Origin of the sequence: Streptomyces sp. NPDC092045, from assembly GCF_044756005.1 — a bacterium.
In the GTDB taxonomy this organism is placed as follows: domain Bacteria; phylum Actinomycetota; class Actinomycetes; order Streptomycetales; family Streptomycetaceae; genus Streptomyces.
This window is the reverse complement of record NZ_JBIVSC010000003.1, coordinates 204,493-227,788: the sequence shown is the minus strand read 5'-3', so window position 1 is coordinate 227,788 and position 23,296 is coordinate 204,493. Positions and strand designations below refer to the sequence as shown.

20 protein-coding genes and 1 pseudogene are annotated in these 23,296 nt (G+C 76.9%); 16 read left to right on the top strand and 5 right to left on the bottom strand.

Annotated features, from left to right (window positions below; genetic code table 11):
• Positions 1–34: 34 nt before the first annotated feature.
• Positions 35–1,255: pseudogene (locus ACIQKA_RS11175) on the bottom strand (metallophosphoesterase).
• A 273-nt stretch (positions 1,256–1,528) separates the two neighbouring features.
• Here ACIQKA_RS11175 and ACIQKA_RS11170 point away from each other — a divergent pair.
• The 3 genes from ACIQKA_RS11170 to ACIQKA_RS11160 all read left to right on the top strand — a co-directional run bounded on the left by ACIQKA_RS11170 (position 1,529) and on the right by ACIQKA_RS11160 (position 2,818).
• The gene (locus ACIQKA_RS11170) at positions 1,529–1,906 is read left to right on the top strand and encodes a hypothetical protein (RefSeq protein ID WP_383158831.1); all 378 of its coding nucleotides are present in this window, start codon (positions 1,529–1,531) and stop codon (positions 1,904–1,906) included.
• A gap of 180 nt (positions 1,907–2,086) precedes the next feature.
• Positions 2,087–2,305 carry a hypothetical protein gene (locus ACIQKA_RS11165; protein ID WP_402540730.1) on the top strand — a complete coding sequence of 73 codons (219 nt, stop codon included), beginning with the start codon at positions 2,087–2,089 and terminating at the stop codon, positions 2,303–2,305.
• 30 nt (positions 2,306–2,335) lie between these two features.
• Entirely contained in the window at positions 2,336–2,818 is a 483-nt protein-coding gene (locus ACIQKA_RS11160) for a hypothetical protein (RefSeq protein WP_390108290.1), read from the top strand.
• Between the two features lie 161 nt (positions 2,819–2,979).
• Here ACIQKA_RS11160 and ACIQKA_RS11155 read toward each other — a convergent pair whose 3' ends face one another.
• Positions 2,980–4,173 (bottom strand): YncE family protein, encoded by a 1,194-nt coding sequence (locus ACIQKA_RS11155; protein ID WP_383446181.1) that lies wholly within the window; start codon positions 4,171–4,173, stop codon positions 2,980–2,982.
• An 87-nt stretch (positions 4,174–4,260) separates the two neighbouring features.
• Between ACIQKA_RS11155 and ACIQKA_RS11150 the strand changes: the two genes are divergently transcribed.
• From ACIQKA_RS11150 to ACIQKA_RS11090, 13 genes are all read left to right on the top strand, one after another.
• A complete protein-coding gene (locus tag ACIQKA_RS11150; RefSeq protein ID WP_383158821.1) occupies positions 4,261–5,265 on the top strand; it encodes an ABC transporter substrate-binding protein in 1,005 nt (334 codons plus the stop codon).
• 128 nt (positions 5,266–5,393) lie between these two features.
• Positions 5,394–6,416: a FecCD family ABC transporter permease gene (locus ACIQKA_RS11145; RefSeq protein ID WP_402540959.1), complete on the top strand. Its 1,023-nt coding sequence runs from the start codon at positions 5,394–5,396 to the stop codon at positions 6,414–6,416.
• A 206-nt stretch (positions 6,417–6,622) separates the two neighbouring features.
• On the top strand, positions 6,623–7,555 hold the full coding sequence (locus tag ACIQKA_RS11140; protein ID WP_402540958.1) for a FecCD family ABC transporter permease: 933 nt from the start codon (positions 6,623–6,625) through the stop codon (positions 7,553–7,555).
• A 44-nt stretch (positions 7,556–7,599) separates the two neighbouring features.
• Positions 7,600–8,409 (top strand): ABC transporter ATP-binding protein, encoded by an 810-nt coding sequence (locus ACIQKA_RS11135; RefSeq protein WP_390108301.1) that lies wholly within the window; start codon positions 7,600–7,602, stop codon positions 8,407–8,409.
• A gap of 56 nt (positions 8,410–8,465) precedes the next feature.
• Positions 8,466–8,579, top strand: coding sequence for a streptamidine family RiPP (gene amiA, locus ACIQKA_RS11130; protein WP_243900507.1), 114 nt, complete (start codon positions 8,466–8,468; stop codon positions 8,577–8,579).
• 90 nt (positions 8,580–8,669) lie between these two features.
• Positions 8,670–9,599: a hypothetical protein gene (locus tag ACIQKA_RS11125; protein WP_402540728.1), complete on the top strand. Its 930-nt coding sequence runs from the start codon at positions 8,670–8,672 to the stop codon at positions 9,597–9,599.
• The gene (locus tag ACIQKA_RS11120; RefSeq protein ID WP_402540727.1) at positions 9,596–11,242 is read left to right on the top strand and encodes a CocE/NonD family hydrolase; all 1,647 of its coding nucleotides are present in this window, start codon (positions 9,596–9,598) and stop codon (positions 11,240–11,242) included. The genes ACIQKA_RS11125 and ACIQKA_RS11120 overlap by 4 nt, the downstream gene beginning before the upstream one ends.
• A complete protein-coding gene (locus ACIQKA_RS11115) occupies positions 11,239–12,618 on the top strand; it encodes a YcaO-like family protein (protein WP_383438043.1) in 1,380 nt (459 codons plus the stop codon). The genes ACIQKA_RS11120 and ACIQKA_RS11115 overlap by 4 nt, the downstream gene beginning before the upstream one ends.
• A gap of 8 nt (positions 12,619–12,626) precedes the next feature.
• On the top strand, positions 12,627–14,078 hold the full coding sequence (locus ACIQKA_RS11110; RefSeq protein WP_402540725.1) for a SagB/ThcOx family dehydrogenase: 1,452 nt from the start codon (positions 12,627–12,629) through the stop codon (positions 14,076–14,078).
• A complete protein-coding gene (locus ACIQKA_RS11105; RefSeq protein WP_402540723.1) occupies positions 14,075–15,814 on the top strand; it encodes an ABC transporter ATP-binding protein/permease in 1,740 nt (579 codons plus the stop codon). Before ACIQKA_RS11110 ends, ACIQKA_RS11105 begins: the two co-directional genes overlap by 4 nt.
• A complete protein-coding gene (locus tag ACIQKA_RS11100; protein ID WP_383446165.1) occupies positions 15,811–17,595 on the top strand; it encodes an ABC transporter ATP-binding protein in 1,785 nt (594 codons plus the stop codon). The genes ACIQKA_RS11105 and ACIQKA_RS11100 overlap by 4 nt, the downstream gene beginning before the upstream one ends.
• A 373-nt stretch (positions 17,596–17,968) precedes the next feature.
• Positions 17,969–18,454, top strand: a complete 486-nt coding sequence (locus ACIQKA_RS11095) for a DedA family protein (RefSeq protein ID WP_402540721.1) — start codon at positions 17,969–17,971, stop codon at positions 18,452–18,454.
• A 233-nt stretch (positions 18,455–18,687) separates the two neighbouring features.
• Complete coding sequence (locus tag ACIQKA_RS11090; RefSeq protein ID WP_402540720.1) at positions 18,688–20,649, top strand: acyl-CoA dehydrogenase; 1,962 nt, start codon at positions 18,688–18,690, stop codon at positions 20,647–20,649.
• A 177-nt stretch (positions 20,650–20,826) separates the two neighbouring features.
• Here ACIQKA_RS11090 and ACIQKA_RS11085 read toward each other — a convergent pair whose 3' ends face one another.
• The 3 genes from ACIQKA_RS11085 to ACIQKA_RS11075 form a co-directional block, all read right to left on the bottom strand.
• The gene (locus ACIQKA_RS11085) at positions 20,827–21,084 is read right to left on the bottom strand and encodes a hypothetical protein (RefSeq protein WP_383158400.1); all 258 of its coding nucleotides are present in this window, start codon (positions 21,082–21,084) and stop codon (positions 20,827–20,829) included.
• 133 nt (positions 21,085–21,217) lie between these two features.
• Positions 21,218–21,853, bottom strand: a complete 636-nt coding sequence (locus tag ACIQKA_RS11080; RefSeq protein WP_383158403.1) for a lactate utilization protein C — start codon at positions 21,851–21,853, stop codon at positions 21,218–21,220.
• Positions 21,850–23,247 carry a LutB/LldF family L-lactate oxidation iron-sulfur protein gene (locus ACIQKA_RS11075; protein ID WP_402540956.1) on the bottom strand — a complete coding sequence of 466 codons (1,398 nt, stop codon included), beginning with the start codon at positions 23,245–23,247 and terminating at the stop codon, positions 21,850–21,852. The genes ACIQKA_RS11080 and ACIQKA_RS11075 overlap by 4 nt, the downstream gene beginning before the upstream one ends.
• Positions 23,248–23,296: the final 49 nt, after the last annotated feature.

Genomic DNA, 23,296 nt, shown 5'->3' with positions numbered 1-23,296 from the left:
CCTCCCGGGGCCCGGCGGCCGGGGCCGGGCACCCCTAGGACGAGGCGGGCCGCCGAGGGGAGCGGAGTACGAGCAGGGTGATCTCGCTGGGGGCGAAGACGCGGAAGGGCGGGCCCTAGAAACCGGTGCCGCGGCTGGTGTAGAGCAGGGTGCGCGCGCCGTGGCGGCTGAGACCGGCGACGGCCGGCTGGTCGAGGCGGACCAGGTGGTGGAAGGGCCAGATCTGGCCGCCGTGGGTGTGGCCGGAGAGCTGGAGGTCGACACCCGCAGCCGCCGCCCGGTCGACGAACTTGGGCTGGTGGGCGAGGAGGAGGACGGGCAGGTCGGGGTCGGCGCCCCGGAGGGCTCCGTCGAGGTGGGCGCGGTGGCCCGCCAGGCCGGAGGACTCGGCGGTGACGTCGTCGACGCCCGCGACCACGAGGGTGTCGCCGCCGCGTTCGAGCAGCAGGTGGCGGTTGCGCAGCGCCTCCCAGCCCAGCTCGCCCATCAGGTCGACCCAGCCCTGGGCCTCGCTGTAGTACTCGTGGTTGCCGGTCACGTAGACCAGGGCCCGGGTCGCCCGCACCGTGCCCAGCGGGGCGGCCTGGGCGCGGCGCCGGTCGGCCGTGCCGTCCGCGATGTCGCCGGTGTGGCAGACCAGGTCGGCCTCCAGGGCGTTCACCGTCTCGCAGACCCGTGCCGACCAGCGGGCCCGGTCGAGCGGGCCGTAGTGGGTGTCGGTGATCAGGACGACCCGGGTGCCGTCCAGACCGGCTCCCAGGCGGGGGAGTTCCACGTCGAGCCGGCGCACGCGCGGCACCCGCCGGGCCTCGGCGTACCCCCGGGCGAGCAGGGCGGCGGTCGTGCCGAGGACGGCCCAGGTGACGACGCGCGCCCGGTCCTGGCCGTCGCCGGCACCGGCCACGGCCAGGGCGGCCCGCAGCAGCACGCCGAGCAGGACGGACCAGGTGAACAGGACCCAGACGCCGCCCAGCAGCACGTCGCCGACGATCGCCGCCCGGTCCCGCTGACGCCGGCCGTGACCGCGCGTCATCGCGAGCGGCATGCCGACCAGGCCGAGGGCGAACAGCGCGGTGCCGACCGCCGCGACGGGGAAGGGCCAGTGCTGACCGGTGTGCAGGAGCACCCAGCACGGCACGGCCCACAGCAGGACGGGCGCGATCAGGGGGACGTACCGCATCAGGCGTCGCAGCCGGCTCCGCGGCGCCTCCCGCGCCTCGCCGTCGGCGGATCGGGTGTCGCTTGTCTCGGTCACGCTCGCCCTCCTGAGGGTCCGTCCGGCGGATCGGGTACGGGGCCGGGGCGACGGCCGCGGCACGGTCGCCGTACCGGCCGTCCGCCCGGGGCCCGGCGTGATCCGCCGTCCGCACCCCGATCCCGCTCCGGCCCGGCCGCCGGAGCCTTCCGGAGAACCCATTGTCCGCCGCCGCGGGGGAGGACCGTCCTCCGGGTGCCGGCCCGGCCGGTGAGCGAGCGGCGCCGGAACCGGACGAAGTGCGTTGTCGGACCCCCGCCGTACGCTCGGCCCATGAGCGTCTCCCTCTACTACCGGGTCCGCCGGACCGAGCCCCTGACCGGCGCGGAGTCGGCCGCGACCGAGCGGATCACGGCCGCCCACCACGCCTCCTTCCCCTACGGGGACGAGGAGGCCCTGTACTTCTGGCCCGTCGGCGACGATCCCCGGGAGGTCCTGGCGGGCTCCACCAGGATGCCCTCCGACCCCGGACGCTGCCTTCCGGTGATCGCCCACGTCCTCGACTCCCTCACCGAGCTGCGCCGCGCCCTCCCCGGCACCGACTGGCACGTCCACCTGGACGACCTGGACGTCCCCTGGGACGAGGCGGAGGGCTACGCGCTGCCGGGCATGCGGGACCCGGAGCTCCGGACGGACCCGGAAGGCCCCTGAGGGGAGGAGCCGGTCCTCCGGCCCCGGGGCCGGGGAGCCCGGTACCGCGGTCCTTCCGTGCCGGAAGCCGCCCCGAAGCCGCCGCCGAACAGCCGCCGGAACTGCCGCCGGGGGGAGCGGGGGCGTCCTACCGTCCTCGTACACCCCCTTTCCACGAGGGCACATCCAGGAGGTTTCGTCATGACGCACCCGGGTCGTTCCGCCGCCGGCGGTGCCGCGGCGGCCGCCGCCGCGGCCGCGCTCCTTCTCGGCGGATCGGGCACGGCGGCCGCGCAGCCGTCATCGTCCGAGCCGCAGCGGATCAGCTCGCCGCAGCTGCGGGCGCACCTCACCGAGGCCGTCGCGCAGGAGCGCCTCGCCGCCGCCTGTCTCCCGGCCTGCGCCGGCCAGATCGTGTAGCGGACGCGACGGACCGACGAGGAGGTGGAGATGAGCACCGCGGACCGTTCCGGGAAGAGCGGGGCCTGGTGCCCGAGCGGCAGACCCGACGCGCCGGAGGCGGTGGTGCTGGGCGTCCGTTCCGGGCGGGGCGGGGAGGTCGTGTACCTCGCCGACCCCGTGCCGGCCCGGGACGTCCTCCCGGTCGTCCCGAAGGACGTCGAGCCGACCCGGGTCCTGCGCTTCGCGTCGCACTGCGTCAGCGACTGCCTGCACCGCAGGGGCAACGACTGCACCCTGGTGGAGCGGGTGGCGGCCACGCCGGCGGACGAGGACCGGAACGTGCCGCGGTGCCATCTGCGGGCCCACTGCAAGTGGTGGGCACAGATCGGTGTGGACGGCTGCCGCCGGTGTCCGGCCGTGGCGACCACCGTCGTGGAGGGCGACGACCTGGGCGCGCTGGTCGCCGACCCCGGTACCACCCGCGAGCAGGTGGAGGAGTGGACGGCGCGGGCCGAACCCGCTTACCGGTAGCCGTTCCCCGCCCGGCCCCGCCTCGGTCCGCGCGCCGTCGGGACTCGCTTCTCCCGGGCGTTCCGCGGGACCGGGGCCGCCGTCCGGGCGGGGCTCGCCGTCCTCGTGGCCCGTTCCCGACGCGGGGGAGCCGGCTCCCCGGGGAGCCCGGGGAGTTTCCGTCAGCGGCCCAGGGGATCGCCGTCGGAGCCGTCGTCCCGGCCGAACAGCGCCGCGTGACCGCCGTGGTGTAGCGGCGTGTCCAACCGCGGGCGGGCCGTCTCCCGGCCCGTCCGCGCGTCGAAGAGGTGCACCTCCCCGTGGCCGCCCCGGGTCACGGCCACCCAGTCGGCGCCCGGTGAGGCGGCCACCGCGCGGCGCTGGACGCCCTCCCAGGGCGTGCCGCCGCGCCTCGGCGCACCGGACATGGCGGGGAGCGGGACGCGGCGGAGGGCGCCGTCGTCGCCCAGGAGCACCAGTTCGTCGCCGTCGGGGTGCACGCGGGTGAAGGCGGTGCGGTCGCGGGCGAGGGCCAGCCGGAAGACCAGGCCGGGGCCGAGTTCGGTGCGGACCGTACGGCCCGTCCCCAGGTCGTGGCGCCATGCCAGGTTCGTCCAGTCCGGCCAGCGCAGCGGGTCCGGGTCGCCGCCGCGCAGCGTGCTCCAGAGGGCCCGCCGACGGGCGTCGAGACGGAGGTACCAGCCCCGGGCGGGCGATTCCCAGGGGATCACCGGCCCGGCCACCAGCCCGTCGCCCCTCCTCCGGGCCGTGTGCACCCCCGCGCCCGTCGCCGCGAACACCCGTCCCGACGCCGGGTCCTGGGCGTCGCCGTGCCCGTCGTCCGGCAGGGGCAGCAGCGCGTGCGGCGTGACCGCCGGGCAGCCGGGCGGCGCGGCCAGCAGGTCCGCGAACCGGTGGACGGCCAGCGCGCCGGGTTCCCGGTGCCGCAGGACGACGAGCGGGTCGCCGCCGCCCAGTACCGTCACGCCCGGTTCGCCGACGCGCGTGCGCACCCGGGCGGTCTCCCCGGTGGCCAGGTCGACGACCGTCAGCAGGTCCGACCACGGTTCGCCGTTCTTCCCCAGACCGGTGGTGACGGCCAGCCGGCGCCCGGACGGGTCGCAGGCGAGGTGCTCCGCCGGGACGGCCACCGGGATCGCGCGTTCCACCAGCTCCTCGCCGAAGGGGTCGAGCACCAAGAGCTCTCCCCGGCGGTCGTCGACGCAGGCCACCCGTCCCCCCGGCAGCGCCAGGAACCCCGCGTGCTCGGACAGATGACGTCCGGTGAGGCGCCCGGTGACCGTGCCGTCCGGCACGGCCAGCGCGTACACGGCCCCGTCCACGTGGTCGGAGACGAGGAGTGCGGCAGCGGTCATGGGATCCTCCGGTGGTCTGTTTAGTGAAAACGATTATCATGTATGTTCGGTGCGTTCCAGGTTTCCGAAGAAGAAGCGAGGGCGTCGATGCCGCACGCACCGTCGAGATTCGTCCGCAGTTGGCTCACCGCGGCAGTGGTGGGCTCCGTCCTGGTCGGCTGCGGCTCGTCGGCCGGCGGGCCCACGAGCGACAAGGCCGGGCCGTCCCACGGGAAGACCGGGCCGGCCGCGAAGGGCGGAGGCGCCGTCACCGTCGAACCCATCAGGGCGACGGCCGGGTTGACCGACGTCAACGGCGTCGAGGTCACCCCGAAGAGGAAGCCGGAGCGCATCGTCTGCCTGTTCGCGCTCTGCGACGACATCCTGACCGAACTCGGCATCGTCCCGACGGCCACCAACAGCGCCCTGCTCGCCCACCCCGGTTTCCTGGGGAAGGAGAGGGCCGGAAAGGTCGCCGTCGTCCCGGGCGGGTTCATCGCTCCGGAGGTGGAGGCGATCCTCTCCCACGAGCCCGACCTCGTGATCGGCCTGGGGGACACCCACGGCAAGCTCGCCCCCGCCCTGAAGGGCGTCACCACGTTCTGGCCGATGCAGCCCGAGACCTGGGAGGACAGCGTCGGGTACCTGCGCGACGCCGCCGCCCTCACCGGCCGCACCGCCGAGGGGGAGAAGGCCGAGAGGACCTTCCGGACCAGGCTCGCCGAGGCGCGGAAGACCCCGAGCGACAAGACCGCCCTCACCGTCTACGGAAGCGACGAGAACTTCGGCGTCGCGACTCCCGAGGGCGACGTGACCGCCAGCCTGTTCCCCGAGATCGCCGACTACCCGTGGAAGTCCCGTGGTGTGGAGGGGAGTTACAGCCTCGAAGAGATCCTCGCCCAGGACGTCGACGTGCTGTTCGTCGAGACGATGGGCTTCGGCGACGCGAACGGCAGGCTGTCGGAGAAACTGGCGAAGAACCCCCTCTGGAGCAGGATCCCGGCGGTCCGGAACGGCCGCGTCCACGAGGTGGACCCGGAGGTGTGGGCCAAGGGGCGCGGCACCCGTTCGCTGGGCATCGTCCTCGACGAGGCCACGGCCGCACTGCGGTGAGGACGCCCTCCCCGGCGCCCGCCGCGCCGGACCGTACGGCGGACCGCGCCGAAGCGGGAACGGCGGGCGCCCGACCGCGGACCGCCCCCCGCGCGCGGCTGTGGCAGCCCCTCCTGGTGGTCGCGGCGCTGGCCGCGGCGTCGCTCTGCGCCCTCTGCCTCGGCACCCCCCGGGTCCCGCCGCACCGGCTCCCCGCCGCGCTGCTGGACGGGGACGCCACGCTCGCCGGGATCGTGGTCACCGAACTCCGCGTCCCCCGGCTGGTGTTGGCGCTGATCGCCGGAGCCTGTCTGGGCGCGGCGGGGCTCGTGCTCCAGGAGGCCCTCCGCAACCCCCTGGCGGTGCCGGAGATGCTGGGCGTCTCGTCCGGCGCGGCGCTGGGAGTGGCCGCCCCGCTGGTGCTGGCCCTGTCCCTGCCCGCCGTGGTCCAACCGCTGCTCGCCCTCTGCGGAGCCGCGCTCGGCGGCGTCCTCACCCTGCTCGCCGCGGGCCTCGGGCGCAGCCCGTCCGCGGTGCTGCTGACGGGTGCCGCCGTCGCGGCGGCCCTCCAGTCCGCGCTGCTCGTCCTGATGGTCATGGCCGACCAGCTCGACCTCCAGCTCATCTACCGCTACCTGCTGGGCTCCCTCTCCGCCCGGACCTGGGACGACGTCGCGGGCCTGTGGCCGTGGCTGCTCGTCGCGCTGCCCGCCCTCGTCCTGTGCGCGCCGGTGCTCTCGGTGATGCGGCTCGGCGACGAGGACGCGGAGGCGCTGGGCGTGCGCGCCCGGCGGGCGCGGCCGGCCGCCCTGGCCGTCGCCGTCGTCCTGATCGCGCCGGTCACGGCCGTGTGCGGGCCCGTCGCGTGGGTCGGCTTCCTCGCCCCGCACCTGGCCCGGTGGTTCGCCCCCGGCTCGGGAGCGGTGCGCTGGCTGCCCTGGTCCGCCGCGTGGGGCGCCGTCGTGGTGGCGGTCGCCGACGTCCCCGCCCGGCTCGCACTCGCGCCCGTGGAGACACCGGCCGGTGCCTGGACCGCCCTCCTGGGAGTGCCGGCCGGCGTCGCCCTGATGAGGTCGGGCCGCCGCGGCCGGACGACCGGACGCGCGCCGACGACGGAAGCCCTCGCACGGATGCGAGCACGGGCACGAGCACGAATGCGAGCACGAGCGTGAAGACGAATGCGCATATGAAGGCGGCAACGAGTACGAATGCGGGAACGAGTGCGAGCGCCGCTGGACGAGCCGTCGACGCCGGTCCCCGTCGCGGCCGGCGGGGCGCCTCGCGCCGCACCGGAGGACGCGCGGCGACCCGGCGTTTCGCGGTGCTCGCCGCCCTGGCCGCGGTGTGCGCGGGAGCGGAGCTGGTGGCCGGGCGCGGCATGTCCCCGGGCGCGGTCTGGGACGTGCTGGGCGGCGGCGGCGACGCGACGGAACGCCACATCCTCCTCCAACTGCGGTTCCCCCGGACGCTGGTGGCCCTCGGCGCGGGCGCGTGCCTCGCCGTGGCCGGCCTCGTCCTCCAGTCCGCGCTGCGCAACCCCCTCGCCGGTCCCGAGGTGACCGGTGTGACGCCGGGCGCGGTCCTCGGCGCCGTGACCGCGACGGCCCTGGGGCTCGCGGGATGGGACTCGCCCCTGGCCGTGGTGCTCGCGGCCTGCGCGGGAGGGTGCGCCGGAGCGCTGCTGCTCTGGCTGCTCGCCGGCCGCGGGGACGGCGACCCGGCCCGGACCGCCGTGCACGGAGTGCTGGTGTCGGCGGTGCTGGGCGGACTCACCGCCATGGTGCTGCTCGTGGAGCCGGGCGAACTCGGCAGCGTCGTGCAGTGGCTGGTGGGCACCACGGAGGGCCGGGTGTGGGAGCACTGGCACCTCCTGTGGCCCTGGGCGCTGGCCTGGGGGGCCGCGGCCTGGCTGCTCGCCGGGCCCCTGACCCTGCTGCGCTGCGGCGACGACATCGCCCTGGCCGCCGGCCTCTCCGCCCGCCGGGCCCGCACCCTCGCCCTGGTGTGCGCGGTGGCGCTGACGGCCGGCGCGGTGGCCGCCGTCGGGGCGCTGGGCTTCGTGGGACTGCTCGTACCGCACCTGGCCGTGGCCGTCTTCGGCGCCGACCTGCGGACGAGTCTCCCCGGCGCCGCCCTGACGGGCGCGGTCGTGGTGTGCGGGGCGGACGCCGTCGCGCAGCTCTCCTCGCGGCTGCTCGCCCTGACCCTGGACGCCGACCGGCTCACGCTGCCGGTCGGCGCGCTCACCGCCTGCCTCGGCGCCGCCCTGCTGCTGGTCGTGGTGCGCCGCGCGCCGGGCCGTACGTTCTGAAAGCCGACGGAGGACAGAGCATGACCCTGACCCGGACCCGGTCCATGGGAATACACGTCGAGGGGGTCCACTTCGGCTACCCCGCACGGCCCGTGCTGCGGGGCGTCGACCTGACCGTGCGACCGGGCGAACTGACCGCCCTCATCGGGCTCAACGGCTGCGGGAAGTCGACCCTGCTGCGGCTGGCCGCGGGGCTGCTCCGGCCGGACCGGGGCCGCGTGCTGCTCGGCGGGGAGGACCTGGCCGGGCTGTCCCGGCGCGCCACGGCGACGCGGGTGGCGCTGCTGCACCAGTCCGCGCCCGCCGTGCCGGGGATGACGGTCCGCCACCTGGTGCGCCAGGGGCGGTACGCGGCCCGCGGCCCGCTGGGCATGCTGCGGGAGGGGGACGACCCCGTCGTGCGGCGGGCGCTGCGCGACGTCGGCGTGGAGGGGTGGGCCGACCGCGACGTCGACGCCTTGTCCGGGGGCGAGCGGCAGCGGGTGCGGCTCGCGATGGCGCTCGCCCAGGACACCCGCGTCCTGCTGCTCGACGAACCCACCACCTATCTGGACCTGCACCACCAGCTCGACGTGCTCGGGACGGTGGTCCGCCTGCGCGAGGAGCGCGGGCTCACCGTGGTGATGGTGCTGCACGACCTGGCCCACGCCGCCCGGTTCGCCGAGCGCGTCGTCGCCCTGCGCGAAGGGGTCGTGGTGGCCGACGGGGCGCCGAAGGAGGTCGTCACGCCGGGGCTGCTCGCGGACGTGCTGAAGGTGGCCGGCCGCGTCGGCCGGGACCCGGAGGGAGGCTGGCCCGTGTGTTACCCAGATCACCCCCTGCCCGATGTAGAAAATGAAAATCATTTCGATTAGTGTCGGTCACGGCGCTCGACCGAACGCCGCATCTCCCTTACGAACAAGGAGAGTTCATGGACAACGAGCAGATCTTCGCCCCGATCGCCGACCCGGGTCAGCTGGCCCACGACTCGGCCTCCCACTCCAACGCGCTCGTCGAGAACCCCTTCGAGGACACCGAGGAGTAAGCGAGGGCCCACCACCCTCGACCGTGGGCCCGCCCGCCGCATCGCGGGCGGGCCCACGCCCATGACAAGCCCCGCAGTCAGGAGATCGCCGTGCCCCGCAACCGGCTCGCACCCGGTGTCGAAGTCGTCGCCGTACCCGGACGGGGCCTCGCCGTCCGCACGGGCGAGGGAGAGTTCCTCACCGTCAGGACACGGCACGCGGACGAGAGCGCCCTGCTCTCCCTGCTCTCGGGCGCTCCCGGGGCCCCGGCGGACGGGGAACTGCGGCGCCTGGTCCGGGGCTTCGAGGAGGCCGGCTACCTGGCCGACGCCGCACCGCCCCCGCGGTGGCCCGCCGCCCGCCGTGACGTCCGGCTCCTCGGCGACCCGGCGCTGACCGGCCCGCTGGCCGCCCACCTGACCGCCCTGGGCGCCGCTCCCCGGACGACGCCCCTCGCCCCTCGCACGGCATCCGCCGCGCCCGCCGCGCCCCCGGGAACGGAGGAACTGCTCGAAGGGAACCCCGCCGCCGTCGTGTGGTGCCTCGACGGACCCGTGCCCGACGGACTGTGGGACGCCGCCGACCGGCTTCCCGAACACGGGACCGCCTGGCTCCGCTGCCACCGCGAGGGCCTGCGGGCGTACGTCGAACCCCTCGCCGCCGCCCCCGGGGACGTCACGGCGGCGCACGTACGGGCCCGCCGGCTCGCCGCCACCCCGGCCCACCGCGAACTGGCCGCCTACTGGAACGGACCCCGCACGTCCGGCGAACCGGTCCGGCTCGCCGTCACCGCCGCCGCGCTGATCGCGGCCCTCCTCGCCGACGACCTCGCCCGCTGGGCCACCGGGGCCCCGGACGCGGCGGGCGCGACGGGCGTCCCGGCGCGGCGCCGGCTCCGGCAGGTGGACCTGCGCACGCTGACCGTCACCGAACACCCCGTCCTCCCGGTGCCGGCCGTCGCGCCGACGCCCGCCGCCGCACCGGCTTTCGCCGCCGCACCGGCTCCTGCCGTCGCGCCCCGGCCGGAGGAGGACGGATGACGTCCTTCCGGGCACACGTCGACGGCCTCGCCACGGACGTGCGGCTCCCCGACGGCCCCGGCCCCTTCCCCGCCGTCCTCGTCCGCACCCCCTACGACCGCACCCGGCACCGCGCCGAGGCGCGCGGCTGGGCCCGCCGGGGCTTCGCCGCCGTCGTCCAGGACGTACGGGGCCGGTTCGCCTCGGCGGGGGAGTGGCACCCGTACGCGAACGAGACCGCCGACGGGGCGGCGACGGCGCGGTGGATCCGGCGGCAGCCGTGGAACGACGGACGGTACGTCGCCGTCGGCAGCTCCTACGGCGCCCACTGCGCCCTCGTCCTCGCCCTCGAAGCGGACCGGGAGGCGCGGCCGGACGCCGTCCTCGCGGCCGTGCCCGCGCTCGGCGCCGCCGAGACGGCGCGCGAACCGTCGGGGGCGGAGCGGCTGCTGTCCCGCGCCGGGTGGTGGGCCGCCCACGGCGACCGGCGCGACTCCGACGAGGGCGCGCTGGGCGCGGCCCTGGCGGCCGACCCCGGACTGCTCGCCCACCTGCCGCTCACCGCCCTCCCCGACCGGCTGGGCCGGAGCCTGCCCTCCTGGGCGGGACTGTGGCGGCACCACGAGCGCGGCCGCCTCACGGCGCGGGCCGCGGACGCCTGCGTCCCCCTGCTCGCGGTCGGCGGGCACCACGACCACTTCGCCGAGGACACCGCCGCCCTGTGGCGCGCCTGGGGCGGGCCCTCGGCCCGTCTGCTCCTCGGCCCCTGGGGCCACGGCCTGACCTCCCTGCCCGGCCCCGACGCAGGCCCCGCCCACCGGGTGAACCTCGGCGACCTGTACGCGCGCTGGGCCCACCGCGCCCTGACCGGCGCACTCGCCCCCGGCCGCCGCGGCGCGCTGGCGCTGGGCGGGGGCGACCTGTGGCTCCCCGCGGCCACGGAGGGCGAGCCGCGCACGTACGGCCGGCGGGGAGCGGGCGACGAAGCACGTGCGCGCGGTCGGCGACGGGGAGGCGGCGAATCACGTGCGTACGGCCGGCGGGGGACGGGCGGCGAACCGCGCGCGTACGGCCGGCGGCGGGCGGGCGGCGAACCGCGCGCGTACCGCCTGCGGCTGCTGCGCGGCTCCGTCTTCACCGCCGACCCCGACCGCCCCGTACGCTCCGACGACCTCGTGGTGCCCGTCGGCGGGGAGCCCGACCGCTGCGTGCTGGCCACTTCGCCCCTGCCGCGTCCGCTCGACGCCGTGGGGCCCGTACGGGTGGGACTGCGGGCCGCCGCCGACACCCCGTCCGCCGACTGGACCGCCCGGCTCGTCGCCCTCGCGCCGGAAGGGACCGCCGAACGGCTCGCCGTCGGCGTCCTGCGCCGCGAGCGACGGACCGACCCGGTCGACCCGGCCGACCGGGCCGAGGAGTTCACCATCGACCTCGGCCGGATCGCGCGCCGGCTGCGCGCCGGGGTGCGGCTGCGCCTGGAGATCGCCGGTCACCACTTCCCCGCGCACGCCCGCAACCCCCACACCGGCGACGACCCGGTCACGGCCCGCCGACTGCTCCCCTCCCGGCGGGAGGTCGACCCCGGGGGCGTGACGCTGACCCTGCACGTCCTCGCCTCCCGCCCCACCACCCCCACCGACCCCTTCCAGGAGATACCGCGATGACGGCGCTCCCGCTGGACACACTCGTCGACCCCCTCTGCGGCATCGTCCGCAAGGTCAAGCCCGTCGAACACCCCCCGGGCACCCCGCCCCGCTACACCGCGCTCACCGCCGAGGTGTCCGACGCCCGCAGACTCGGCCTGTGGCCGGCCGACCGGGTCTCCCTCGGCACCACCTTCGGCGACCCCGGACAGGCCCGCACCGCCGCGATAGCCGAGGGCGTGGAACGGTACTGCGGCAACCGCGTCCCCCCGCCCGGCCACCCCGACGCGCCCCTGCGCGCCACCGCCGCCGAACTCACGGAGAAGGGCCTGCGGCTCTACGGCCCCGGCGACCTGCCCGCCTACGCGCCGTGGCAGTACGCCCGGGAGGGGTTCCCGTACCGCCCCCTCACCGCCGACACCCCGTCCCTGTGGACGCGCGGCACCGAAGCGCTGCCCGACGGACGCACGGCGGAGGTCTGGGCGCCCGTCGCCCTCACCCACCTCAACTGGCGCCAGGGCGACCTGCGCGCACTGCCCCGCACCCACCACCTCAACTACGCGGGCATCGCCACCGGGCAGGGCTTCGACGACGCCGTCGAGCGCGGCCTCCTGGAGACCGTCGAGCGCGACGCCCTGGAACTGTGGTGGCACCTCGACGGACCGGCCCGCGGCATCGACCCGGCCAGTGTGCCCGGCCTCATGGACGACCTGGCCGGATCCGCGCTCGACGTCCACCTCGTCGAGATGCCCTCGGAGTTCGCCCCGTGCATGGCCGCCCTCGTCCACGACCCGCGCCTCGGCCTGTACGCGGCCGGGTTCGCCTGCAAGTACGACCCGGCCGAGGCCGCCCGCAAGGCGGTCCTCGAAGCCGTCCACACCTGGGTCTTCACCCAGGGCCTGACCGACCCCGACGGCTGGGTCTTCCAGGCCGTCGAGGCCGGCCTGCTGGCCCGCGGGCTCTACCTGGACCACCGCGCCGACGGCCGGTACCTGGACGCGTGCGGCGAACGGTTCGAGCACGTGCGGGACCTGGGCGCGCACGTACAGGTGTGGCTGGACGGGCGGATGGCGCGCGAGGCGCGGCGGTTCACCGACCCCGCCCTCGGGACCGTCTCCGTCGACGCCGTCGAGCCCGGCGGCCGGGAACGGCTGGACGCCGCCCTGCGCGCGGGCGGCCACCGCCTCATGACGTTCGACCTGACCACGGAGGACGTGGCCGAGACGTCCCTGCGGGTGGCCCGGGTCCTCGTCTCCGGCCTCCTCCCCAACGCCCCCGCCGCCTTCGGCTACTTCGGCTGCCCGCGCCTCGCCGGGGCGGCCGTCCGGCGCGGCTGGCGCACGACCGCGCCGGAAGCGCCCGAGGACTTCACCCTCGCGCCTCCGCCGCACATGTGAGGACCACCGTGGAACGCCTCCGCACCGACCGCCCGGCGGGCGGGTCCCACCCGGGGCCCGACGCCGACGCCGACCGCCCGGTGGCCGGGGTGTACCCGGGTGCCGAAGTCGACACCGACACCGACACCGACACCGACCGCCCGGCGGGCGGGGCCCGCCCGGGTATCGACGCCGACGCCGACCGTCCGGTGGCCGGGGTGCGCCCGGGTGGCGATGCCGGCACCGCCCCCGCCCCCGCCCCCGACGCCGACACCGACCGCCCGGCCTGCGGGCGGCGCCCCGGAGGCGCGCGCCCCGAGGGCCTCGCCGCCGAACTCGCCCTCGCCCGCTCCTCCCGCGCCCCCGGCCCCGACACGTCCGCCGGAACGGCCGTTCCCGCCTGGCCGGGGCCGCCGCGCCCGATCCCGGACCCCGGACCGGCGGAACTCGACCTGGGGACCCTGCTGCGCCTCTCCCTGGCGGCCTCGGACGCCTCCGGGCGGCTGCGCCCGGCCGCCTCCGCCGGCGCGCTGCACCCGGTGGACACCGAACTCGTCGTGGGCGCCGGCTGCTCCCTGCCGCCGGGCCGCTACGGCTACGACCCGCTGCGCCACCGCGTCCACCGCCTCGGCCGGCAGCCCGACGGCACGCCGCCGGGCGTGACCGCCGAACTCTCCGTCACCGCCCGGCGCACCGCCTCCCACTACGGCCACCGCGCCCGGCCGCTCCTGCTCCTCGACACCGGGCACGCCGCCGCCGCGCTGTTCCTCGCGGCCCGCGCGACGGACGCGGGGGAGCCGGAACCCGTCCTCGACGGGGCCGCCGAGCACCCGCTGGCGGCCGTACGCATCGCCCCGCCCGGCCCGGCCGACTCCTCGTCCTCCCCGTCGCCGGCGCGCGTACCCGCCCCCGAGGGGCCGTCGGTCCACCGCGCCCTCCCGGGACCGCCGTTGTCGCGCGCGCCCACCCCCGAAGAACTGCTGGCCCGCCGCAGCACCCCGCCGCCGCTGGCGGGACCTCCGTCCCCGGACGCGCTGCGCGCCGTCCTCGCCACCGCGACCGCCGCCGGCGGCGACGACCTGCGGTGGTGCGCCGCCGTGGGCCCGCCGGGGCCCGGCCTCGTCGACCTGGCCCCCGACGGCACGACGCTGCGCCGGCGCGCGGCGGGCGAGGCCCGCCCGACGCTCGCGGCCTGGGCGGCGGGCCAGGCGTGGATCGCCGGCGCGGGCGCCGTCCTGCTCGCCCGGGGCTGCCCCGAGGACGCCGGCGCGCCGCACATCCGCCGCGCCCACCTGCGGGCCGGGTTCGCCGTCCACCTCGCCCACCTCACCGCCCGACAGCACGGCCTGACCGCCCGGCCCGTGGGCTCCTGGCAGCGGGCCGACCTCGGCGCCGCGCTCGGCGCCGCCCCCGGCCGGGACTGGATCGTCCACGCCCTGGCCCTCGGTACCCGTCACGCCGACGAGGAGAACACCCCGTGATCGTCCACCCCGAACTGCGCCGCGCCGCCCGGCGCGCACACCGTCCCCTGCTCGCCGCCACCCTCCTGCAGGGCGCCGTCGCCCTCACCCACCTCGCCCAGGCGGCCCTGCTCGCCCTCGCCCTCGCCGAACTGGCCCGCGGCCGCGCGGAACGGCTCCCCTGGCTGCTCGCCGCGGTGCTCGCCGCCGTCGCCGCCCGCGCCGGACTCGGCACGTGGCAGCGGCGCACCGCCACCCGCGCCGGAGCACGGGTCAGAGTGGCCCTGAGGGACGAACTCCTCGACCGGCTGGGGCGCCTGGGACCCGCCCACCTGACCACCGCGCGCGCCGGAGCCGTCCGTACGACCCTCGTCGACGGGGTGGAGGGCGTCGACGCCTACGTCTCGCGCTACCTGCCCCAGCTCCTCGTCACCCTGACCGTGCCGCCCCTGGTGCTCGCCGTCCTGGCCGCCGTGGAACCCCCGGTGCTGCTCGGCCTGGTCCCCGCCCTGCTGCTCGCCCTGTGCGGCCCGCGCGCCTGGGACCGCCTCCTGGCCGCCCGGGGCAAGGAGCACTGGGACACGTACGAGGGGCTGGGCGCCGACTACCTGGAAGCCCTGCAGGGCATGCCGGCGCTGCGCGCCGCCGGCGCGGTCGGCCGTACCCGGGCCCGCCTGGAGGAGCGCTCGGCGGCCCTGCACCGGGCGACCGTCGCCAAGCTCCGCGTCTCCCTGGCCGACACCGGCATCACGGACCTCGCGATCCAGGGCGGCACCGTCGCCGCGGCGCTCCTCGCCTGCCACGCGGCCCTCGGCGGGTCCACCACGGCGACCGGCACCTACCTGGTGCTGCTCCTCGCCTCCGAGTGCTTCCGGCCGGTCCGCGACCTGGCCCGCGAGTGGCACGCCGGCTACCTCGGGGCGTCGGCGGCGGACGGGATCGCGGCACTGCGCACCGCCGAGCCCGGCGTCCGCGACACCGGGACGGCCCCCGCGGACTGGCCGGCGCCCCCGGAGCTGCGCTTCGAGGACGTCCGGTTCACCTACGGCGGCGCGACGGAGCCCGCCCTCCGCGGCGTCTCCTTCACCGCGCCGGCGGGACGCACCACCGCGATCGTCGGCCCGTCCGGCGCGGGCAAGTCCACCCTCCTCGCGCTGCTCCTGCGCCACCACGACCCGGACGGGGGCCGCGTCACCCTCGACGGGCGCCCCGCCGCCGCGTACTCCCTCGACGCGCTCCGGCGGGGCGTCGCCGTGGTGTCGCAGGAGACGTACCTCTTCCACGCCACCATCGCCGACAACCTGCGCACGGCCCGCCCCGGCGCCACGGACGGCGAACTCGCGGCGGCGGCGCGCACCGCCGGCGTCCACGACGAGATCGCCGCCCTCCCCGACGGCTACGCCACCGTCCTCGGCGAACGCGGCGCCACCCTCTCCGGCGGACAGCGGCAGCGGCTCGCGCTCGCCCGGGCCCTGCTCGCGGACGCCCCGGTCCTCGTCCTCGACGAGGCGACCAGCTCGGTCGACGAACGCCGGGAGGCCGGCATCGTCCGCGAACTCCTCGACGCCGCCGGCGACCGCACCGTCCTGGTCGTCGCCCACCGGCTCGCCGCCGTCCGCCACGCCGACCGCATCGTCGTCCTCGACGCGGGACGGGTGGACGCCGTCGGCGACCACACCGGCCTGGTCGAGGCCGGCGGCGTCTACACGCGCCTCGTCGAAGCCGGCCGCACCCACCGAGGAGAACTCGCCGCATGAGCACCGCCCCCGGCGCCACCGGGACCACCACACCCGGGACCGCCCCCGCACCCGGCGCGGACGCACCCGCCCCCGGGGCCCTCCGCGCCCTCCTCCCCGCCCTCGCCGGGCACCGCGCCACGACCGCCCGCACCTGCGCCGCCGCCCTGGTCGAGCAGGGCTCCCTCGTCGCCCTCGTGACGCTCGCGGCGCACACCGTGGGAACGGCCGTCATCGGGGCGCGGGCCCCGTCGCCCGGCACCGTCGCCGCGCTCGTCGCCCTGGTCCTCGTACGGGCCCTGGCGACCTGGCGCGAGATGGACCTCTCGCACGACCTGGCCTACCGGGTCCTCGCCGCCCTGCGCGTGCGCGTCTTCGACGGGCTCGCCCGCAGCGCGCCCGCCCGTGTCGCCGGCCGGCGCAGCGGGGACCTCGCGGCCACCGCCATGGCCGACGTGGAGGCGCTGGAGTTCTTCTACGCCCACACCACCGCCCAGCTCCTGGCGGCGGGGACGGTCCTCGCCGGCGGCACGGCGGTGCTCGCGGCGGTGGAGCCGTGGCTCCTCGCGGCCGTGCTGCCGGTCGCGGCCCTGCTCGCCGCGGCCCCCTTCGCCGAGGCGCGCGGGAGCGCGGCGCGCGGCGCCCGCACCCGGGCGGCCGTCGCCGAGCTGTCGGCCGACGCGGTGGAGACCGTCGACGGACTGCGCGAGCTGCTCGCCTTCGGCGCGCTCCCCGGGCGGCGCCGCCGGCTGGCGGAGGGCGGGCGCCGGGTGGGCGACGCCCAGCGCGCCGAGGCCGCGTGGGAGGCCGGTGCCGCCGCGGTCCGCGACCTCCTCGTCGTGGCGGCGGTCCTCGGCGTGGTCGCCGCGGCGGCGCAGTCCACGGCCTCGGGCCGGCTGCACGGCGCCTGGGCCCCGGCGGCGGTGGCCCTCTCCCTGGCTGTCCTCGGCCCCGTCGCGGAATCGGCCCGGTCGCTGAGCCGGGCCGTGTCCCTGCGCGCCGCCGCCTCCCGCGTCGGAGCGGCGGTCGGGGCCCCCGCGCTCGCCCCGCCGCCCGCCGTGCCCCGCCCGCTCCCTCCCGGGCCGCTGGGCGTCCGGCTGCGCGGCGTGACATTCGACTACGGCGGCGGCCCCGTCCTCGACGGCGTCGAGCTGACCGTCCGCGCGGGGGAGACGCTCGCCCTGGTCGGTGCCTCGGGCGCCGGAAAGTCGACCTGCGCCCACCTCCTGGCCCGCTTCTGGGACCCCTCGGAGGGAGAGGTGCAGCTGATACCGGCCGACGGGGACGCCGTCGACCTGCGCGAGCTGGCCGACGACGACCTCCGGAGTGCCGTCGCGCTGGTCGGCCAGGAGGCGCCCCTCTTCCACGGCACCCTCGCCGAGAACCTGCGGCTCGCCGCCCCCGGGGCCGACGAGGCCCTCCTCGCCGAGACGGCCCGCCTGTGCGGCGTCGACCGGATCGCGCCGCTGGACACCCCGGTCGGCGAGCGCGGCGCCACGCTCTCCGGGGGCCAGCGGGCCCGCGTCGCCCTCGCCCGGGCGCTCCTGGCCCGGCCGCGCGTCCTGGTCCTGGACGAGTCCACCGCCCACCTGGACAACGCGAGCGACGCCCGGATCGCGGCCGCGCTCCACCGGGAGGGGCGCACCACCGTCGTCATCGCCCACCGCCGCGCCACCATCCGCAGGGCCGACCGCGTCGCCGTCCTGGAGGCGGGGCGCATCGTCGAGGAGGGCACCTGGGAGGAGCTGGTCGCCCGCCCCGACGGCGCCCTCCACCGCGGCCTCGCCCGCCTGCCCTCCTGAGGAGGACCGCGCCCGGACGCGCCGCGTGCCGCGCGGCAGACGGGGCGCGCGGGCATGACCCCGGACGGCGGTGGGGAGGCTCCCCTTCCGGCATCCGGATGCGCGTGTCCGGCGTACGGGCGTTCGGTTAACCTGGCTGTTCCGGGGAGCCCGGCCCGGCGCCGGGCCCGCACCCCGGACCGCCACGGCGGGAACGCGGGAGACGGAACGGGCAGAGGCGGACCTCAGGTGAGAAGCGGAGACCGGGCGCGCGCCCGTCGCGGGCACGCCGGGACGGGCCCTTCGGCACGGCCGACGGAGGACGTCCGCCCCAGGGCCCGCCCGGCGGATCGGAGTCGCACGGGTCCCGGCCCGGCGTCCGGGAAGAGGCGCCGTGGATAAGATCGCGCTCACGGCCGGCGCCCTGTACGTCATCGTCCTCCTGCGCGCCGGAGGCACCTTCGCCGTCGGGTGGCTCGCCGGCGCCGGTGCCCGGCGCAGCAGGCTCGCCGGACGGATCTCCTCGGCCAGGTTCCTGCGCGCGGAGCGGGCGATCCAGCGCTGGGGCGCCCCGGTGGTCGCCGTCTCCTTCCTGACCGTCGGCTTCCAGACCGCCGCCAACTTCCTCGCGGGCAGCATGCGGATGCCCCTGCCGCGCTACCTCCCCGCGCTGTTCGTCGGGGGAGCGGCCTGGGCCCTGATCTACGCGACCGCCGGGCTCGGGGTGCTCGAAGTGCTGGCGCGGCTGTTCGCCGAGCGGACGGCCCTCGGAGTGGCCGCGGTCGGCGCCCTCCTCCTCGCGGTGTGCGGTGCGGTGCTGTACCGCAGGCGCCGCGCCGCCGCCCGGACCACCGAAGAGGCCGCGCCCGAAGGAGCCTGAGCGAGGAACGGCGCGCGCCGCCGGACGCCGGTGCCTCCCATCGGGGAGCGGCCGGCCGGGACACGGGCGAGGGCCGCCCGCTGTTCCGCGAGCCGGAGGGCATCGACCACGTCCTGTTCAGGGCCGCCGCGGCCCGGCCCGGCGAGAGCCGCCGGCACCGTCCGGCGCCCGTGTCGCCGGTCACCCGCCCGATCGCCCCGCTTGATCGTCCCGGGGCGGGGTAGCGAAGGGGCATGGCCACCGACAACGCATCCCCCTCCGAGGGCGGCTACGCACAGCCCGAGATCGACGTCCGCGCACTGGCCGAGGTGCTCGACGGCGAGTACGCCGGGATCCGCGACCTCGTCCGGACCAACCTGGTGACGCACGCCTCCGTCCTCGAAGAGGCCGACGAGCTCGGCGTCGACGCGTTCCGCGAACGGGTGCGCGAGGTCGTGGTCGAGATGGCGGCGACGGGGCAGACCGGCATGGGCTTCCCGGCCGAGTACGGCGGGGGAGGGGACGTCGGGGCCTCGATCGCCGCGTTCGAGACGCTGGCCTTCGGCGACCTGTCGGTCCTGGTGAAGAGCGGCGTGCAGTTCGGGCTCTTCGGCGGCGCGATCCTGCACCTGGGCACCGAGCGCCACCACGAGGCCTACCTGCCGGACCTGATCGCCGGGCGGCTCATGGGGTCCTTCGCGATGACGGAGAGCGGACACGGCTCCAACGTCCAGGCGCTCGGCACCGTCGCCAGGTACGACGCCGCGACCCGGGAGTTCGTCATCACCACCCCCGACGACGGGGCGCGCAAGGACTACATCGGCAACGCGGCCCGCCACGCCGAACTGGCCGTCGTCTTCGCGCAGCTGGAGGTGGGCGGCACGTCCGAGGGCGTGCACGCGTTCGTCGTGCCCGTCCGGGTGGGCGGCGAGACCGCGCCCGGCGTCCGCATCGAGGACGACGGGCGCAAGATGGGCCTCAACGGCGTCGACAACGGCCGCATCCGGTTCGACGACGTGCGGGTGCCGCGCGAGGCGCTGCTCGACCGGTTCGCCGGCGTCAGCCCCGAAGGCGTCTACACCAGCCCGATCGAGAACCCGAACCGGCGCTTCTTCACCATGCTCGGCACCCTGGTCCAGGGCCGGGTCAGCATCGGCGGCGCCGGGGTCGGCATCGCCAAGGTCGCCCTGGCGATCGCCGTGAAGTACTCCGTACGGCGCAGGCAGTTCGAGGCGTCGCCGGGTTCGGAGGAGCAGCTCCTCCTCGACTACGGACTCCACCAGCGCCGCCTGCTGCCGCTCGTCGCGCGCACGTACGCGCTGCACTTCGCGCAGGACGTCGTCCGCACACAGCTCCACGAGGTCTTCTCCGGCGCCGCGGACGATCCGCAGGCGCGCCGCCGCCTGGAGTCGCGGGCCGCCGGCACCAAGGCGCTCGGCACCTGGCACGCCACCCGGACCGTCCAGGAGTGCCGCGAGGCGTGCGGCGGCGCCGGCTACCTCGCCGTCAACCGGTTCGCCGCCCTCAAGGCCGACAGCGACGTCTTCACCACCTTCGAGGGCGACAACCACGTCCTGCTCCAGCTCGTGGCCAAGGGCCTGCTCACCGACCACGCGAGCGAGTTCGAGGACCTCGACCAGCTCGGCATGGTCCGCTACGTCACCGGCCTCGCCGTCGAGACGGTCATGGAGCGGACCTCGGCCCACAAACTGCTCGAACGGGTCCGCGACCTGCTGCCCGGCGGCGACGAGTGGGACCGGGAGGCCGGACTGCTCGACCCGGAGTACCAGCTCGCCATGGTCCGCTACCGCGAGGAGCACATGCTCGCGGGCGTGGCCCGGCGGCTCAAGCACGGCATCGACCGGAAGCAGGACCCCGGCGCCGTCTTCTCCCAGGTCCAGGACCACGTCATCGCGCTCGCCCACGCGCACGTCGAACGCCTCGTCCTCGAAGCGTTCGTCGACGGGGTGCGGGCGATGCCCGAGGGCGGCAACAAGGAGGCGCTCGGTCTGCTCTGCGACCTGTTCGCCCTCTCGGCGATCGAGGCGGACCGGGCCTGGTTCATGGAGCACGGCCGGCTCACCGTCCAGCGCTCCAAGGCGATCACCCGAGAGGTGAACGACCTCTGCCGCAAGGTCCGCCCCCTCGCGGTCGACCTCGTCGACGCCTGGCGCGTCCCGCCGGAGATGCTGCGCGCGCCGGACCTGGTGGGCTGAGGCCCGACGACGCGCCCCGAAACGGCCGGCCGGCCGTTTCGGGGCGCGTCGTCGAGCCGGACCGTACGGACGCGAGACCGTCCCGGCCGGGGGGGGGCCCCCCCCCGCGGGGGGGGGGGGCGCCACCACCGGCCGGGACGGTCTCGGCGCGGGGCCCCGGTTCATCGGGCCACGAGGTCACGCGCTCGCTACGACGGCGCCGAGGATCATGCCGCCGACCAGGCCCGCGGCGCTGACCACGAGGGCGACGGTGGCGAGCCGCTCGTGGCGGACGAACTTGGCGACGGCGGCCAGCACCAGGCCGATCACGCCGAACACGATGGGGAAGAAGACCAGCGAGATCACGCCCAGCACGATCGCGATGATGCTCATCACGTTGCCGTTCGTCGCGCGGACCTGCTGACCGGCCGGACGGTTGTCATACTGCGTCGTCATGTTCCGCTCCTTCGGGAGGATCACCCTGAGGGCCGATCCGGAAGCGGACCGGCCCACCACCCGGGTACCCCGAAGTTCCCTGCCGACACGGGGACTTGAGGGAGGAGCCGGGACGCGGTCCCGGCCGGCCCGGTCAGGGCCCGGTCACCAGGACCACCTCCAGGGTCCGGGGCCCGTGGACGCCCTCGACGCGGTCGAGTTCGATGTCGCTCGTCGCGGACGGGCCCGAGATCCAGGTCAGCGGGCGTGCCGGATCGAGGCGGGGGAGGGCCAGGGGGACCGAGGCGACGACCTGTTCCGGGGCCCGGACCACGCACAGGTGCAGGTCGGGGACGAGGGTGAGGGCGCGGCGGCCCTGGCCCGGGCCGCCGTCGAGGACGATCGTGCCGGTCTCGGCGACCGCCACCGCGCAGCCCGTCACCACGGCGTCGGTGCCGTCCAGTTCGTACGGGGTCAGCCGGGGCACGTCGGTCCGCCGGGCGGCCTCCGTGGCGGCGAGCCAGCCGGCGGGCAGTCCGGGCGGTACGACGACGCTGCGGGCGCCGCGCTCCGCGAGGAGCCGGGCGATCAGCCCCGCCAGGCCGTCCGGGGCGGTCCTGTGGACGTGGGCCCGGTAGTCGACGAGGTTCTCGTGGAGCAGGTCGAGGAGGGCCGCCGGGTCCTCGGGGGCGTGGCTCGTCCGGTAGTCGCGGGCGGTGGCGGGCGCCTCGGGCGCGTCCGCGACGGCCGCGCGGATCCGGGCGAGGACGCGCGCGCGTGCGTCGGTCATGTGCGGTTCTTCCTCCACCAGTCGCGGAACGGTTCGGCGGGCATCTCCGGCAGGTCGCGGCTCTCGGTCCACCGGCGGACACCCGGACCCGGCGCCCGCCGGGGACGCAGCGCGCGGGTGCGGGAGGCCAGGCGCTCCCCGGCCGCCAGCACGCCCGGGTGGTCCAGTACCCAGGCGGAGGCCTTGACCGCCGCCCTCTCGAGGGCGTGACCGCCCTGTTCCGCGACCTTTCCGCGCAGGTGGACCAGGACCTCGGGGATGTCGATGGCGACCGGGCAGACCTCGTAACAGGCGCCGCAGAGGGAGGAGGCGTAGGGCAGGGAGGCGTCGATCTCGCTGGCGGTGCCCCGGAGCTGGGGGGTGAGGATCGCGCCGATGGGGCCGGGGTAGACCGAGCCGTAGGCGTGGCCGCCGGCCCGTTCGTACACCGGGCAGACGTTGAGGCAGGCCGAGCAGCGGATGCAGCGCAGGGCCTGGCGGCCGACCTCGTCGGCGAGGGCGGCGGTACGTCCGTTGTCGAGGAGGACGAGGTGGAAGGAGCGGGGCCCGTCGCCGTCGGCGGTGCCGGTCCACATCGAGGTGTACGGGTTCATCCGCTCGGCGGTGGAGGAGCGGGGCAGGGTCTGGAGGAAGACCTCCAGGTCCCGCCAGGTCGGCACCACCTTCTCGATGCCGACGACCGAGATCAGGGTCTCGGGCAGGGTCAGGCACATGCGGCCGTTGCCCTCGGACTCCACGACGACCAGGGTGCCGGTCTCGGCGACCATGAAGTTCGCCCCGGAGATCCCGACCCTGGCCCGCAGGAACTTCTCCCGCAGGTGCAGCCGAGCCGCCTCCGCCAGCTCGGCCGGGGCGTCGCCCAGCCCCTCCGGCGCCGGTCGCCCCCACCTCCCCATCCTCTCCCGGAAGATGTCGCGGATCTCACCCCGGTTGCGGTGGACGGCCGGGACCAGGATGTGCGAGGGGCGGTCCTCGCCGAGCTGCACGATCAGCTCCGCGAGGTCCGTCTCGTAGGCGGCGATGCCCTCGGCCTCCAGGTGCTCGTTGAGCCCGATCTCCTGCGTGGCCATCGACTTGACCTTGACCACCTCGCGCTCGCCGGTGGCCCGCACGAGATCGGTGACGATCCGGTTGGCCCCGTCCGCATCCTGTGCCCAGTGCACGGTGCCGCCCGCCGCCGTCACCGCCTCCTCCAGCCGGAGCAGGTGCGTGTCGAGGTGGCGGAGCGTCTCGTCCTTGATCCGCTTCCCGGCCTCGCGCAGGGCGGCCCAGTCGTCCAGCTCGGCCACCGCCCGCGCCCGCTTGTCCCGGATCGTGTGCGTGGCGTGCCGGAGGTTGGCCCGCAGGGTCGTGTCGCCGACGGCCCGCCGCGCCACCTCCGGGAACGCCGGCATGCCGACGAAGGCCGGGCCGGACCTCGTCGGGGGTGTCCTCTCGTCGCCG